This window comes from Corynebacterium sp. S5S1, from assembly GCF_001913985.1.
GTDB classification, from domain to species: Bacteria; Actinomycetota; Actinomycetes; order Mycobacteriales; family Mycobacteriaceae; genus Corynebacterium; species Corynebacterium marquesiae.
Genome location: NZ_MKXT01000074.1, coordinates 1 through 2,398 on the forward strand (window position 1 = coordinate 1; position 2,398 = coordinate 2,398).

At 54.2% G+C, this 2,398-nt stretch carries 1 protein-coding gene and 2 pseudogenes; all 3 read left to right on the forward strand.

Features of this window, described 5'->3' with window-relative positions; translation table 11 throughout:
* A pseudogene (locus BKN05_RS12005) lies at nt 1-571 on the forward strand (nitric-oxide reductase large subunit); the annotation flags it as partial.
* Between the two features lie 3 nt (nt 572-574).
* Entirely contained in the window at nt 575-1,348 is a 774-nt protein-coding gene (locus BKN05_RS12010) for a hypothetical protein (protein ID WP_284576045.1), read from the forward strand.
* 45 nt (nt 1,349-1,393) lie between these two features.
* Nucleotides 1,394-2,122, forward strand: a pseudogene (locus BKN05_RS12015) (SPFH domain-containing protein); the annotation flags it as partial.
* Nucleotides 2,123-2,398: the final 276 nt, after the last annotated feature.

Here is a 2,398-nt window from a genome sequence, read left to right on the forward strand (position 1 = left end):
CCTAACCCCACCGAAATACTGGTCCGATAAATCGATGCAATGGAGCTTCTGGCTGCTTAATATCGGTCTTTTGTGGATGGTCTTTATCTCGCTGCTACCGCTGGGTACACTGCAGCTTTATCACTCCGTTGCAGAAGGCTATGTAGAAGCCCGCTCGTTGGGATATATTACGCAGCCGGATAACGCAATCATCGAATGGTTGCGTTTGCCAGGCGATGTCATCTTCTTAGCTGGTATCCCAGGTTTGATTTGGGGAGCCTTTAAGGCCATTCGTCACAGCGGCGATATTCCAACGATGCAGGACGAGGAAGAATTCCCAGTCACACCATTGTTTAGCAAGATCGAATCCGAAGAAAACCTGGAACCGGCCGGAGCAGGCACCGGTGGTTCTCCAGTCGGGTTGGTTTCCGGTGGCCATGGCCGTGTCGACAACCGCAGCGGAGCTGAGCTTTCAGAAACTTTGCGTAAGCACAAAGGTGCTAATTCTTCCAGCTCTACCAAGTGGGGCGGTAGCTACAGCTCAGATAATCGAGACGCTGGCGGCGGCGAACAAAGAAATGACAGTGAGTAAGTAATGGCGTTACCTGCGGTATTTACGATTCTTAGTGCCATTTATGGTCTGTTTCTCTTGGCAGTCGCCTGGGGTTTTGACCGAATGGCACGGTCGGCATCGAACAAAACCGGAGATCAGGCTGGTGGGTTCCGCTACATGGAATCGCACGACGCCTGGCAGTGCCCGGAAGATCAGTGGCTGTGGCCATCGAGCTTTGACCCAGAAAACCGAGTCATGCGCTACCGCGGAAACCCGACGGTATGCAACACCTGTCCGGTCAAAGACGCCTGCACCGTCAGCGCGAAAGGTCGTGAAGTCACCCGCCAATTGGATCCATGGCCGCACTCGGAAACTGGTCGCTTCCACCGCGGCGTCTCCCTTGCGGTCGCATTGATGGGCTTTATCCTTCCGATCATGTCGTTACTGGTGCATTCAGACACCGCGGACCTGATTCTGACTGGGAGCGTGCTCATCATTCTGATCGGAGGCACCACGCCACTGGCGCGTCATCTCTGGACGACGCCGTCGAACTTCCCAGAAGCATTGCCCTCGATGGACAATATCGAAGCTGAAGTGACGGCGGCGGTGACCGATAAATACGGTGTGAAGTATCGTTCGACAAAAGAAGCGATCGCCGGTGTACGCGACGATGAAGTCACCCGTTTGGCGAAGAAATATGGGTCCGAGCGTATCCGCGCTACTGGGGAGAACCACGAGGAAGTTATCGCTGCGAAATATAAGCACTACTACGGTTCTGATAAGCGGGCAGCTAGCAAGTCCGCAGACAAAGAGTAAGGCACAGGCGAATCTGTAATGAGCGCACTAGTATTTTGGCCGATTATGGCACTACTAGCACTGGGAGTGCTGGTAGTTATCATCAGCTATTCATTCAAAGTAATTAAACAGTACGAGCGTGGTGTGGCGTTCCGTTTCGGACACTTGCGCCCGCTAATGGAACCTGGTGGGCACTGGATCATCCCGGTGATTGACAAAATGGAACGCGTCGACCAGCGCGTGGTTACGCTAACTATTCCGCCGCAGGAAATCATTACTAAAGACAACGTATCGGTGCGAGTCAACGCCGTCGTCATGTTCGAGGTCACCGATTCCATCAAGGCCGTGCTGCAGGTGGAAAATTACGCGGTGGCAACCTCGCAGATCGCGCAAACCACCCTTCGTTCCCTGTTGGGACGTGCTAGTTTGGATGATCTCTTAGCTCATCGTGATGAGCTTAACGAAGATTTGCGTCGCATTATCAACGGTCAAACACATCGTTGGGGTGTGGAGACCCGTATCGTGGAGATTAAAGACGTGGAAATTCCGGAGCTCATGCAACGCGCATTGGCACGCGAGGCCGAGGCCGAGCGTGAGCGACGCGCAAAGGTTATTTCTGCGCACGGTGAGTTACAGTCCTCCAAGGAACTGCGTGAGGCCGCCGAGGAACTACAGAAGGCACCGGCTGCGCTTCAATTGCGGTACCTGCAGACCATTCTGGAGCTCGGGGCAGACCAAAACTCGACTGTAGTCTTTCCGTTGCCTATCGACATTTTGGGTGGCTTTATGGACAACATGGGTAAGTTCCAAAAAGGCTTTACTGACCTAAACCAAAACCTGAGTTCCTTGGTGGGCAGCGGGTCTGGTGATAAAAATGTCGGGAAAGAACGCGGTGTGGCCAGCGATGATGCTGGCGCACATGCGGCGGGAAATGCGTCGGAGCATGCCGATGTCGCTGGTATGAACGCGGGCGAGTTCACTTCGATGGATTTACGCCCGGAAGCAGCCGAGTACAAGCGTGCCGACGAGCCTGCCTCAGACGATAAGACCAGCGACGGGAACCACCGGGCC

What these genes read in the sequence shown, in the direction of transcription:
- BKN05_RS12010 (WP_284576045.1), top strand. Translation starts at nt 575, where the DNA reads ATGGCGTTACCTGCGGTATTTACGATTCTTAGTGCCATTTATGGTCTG.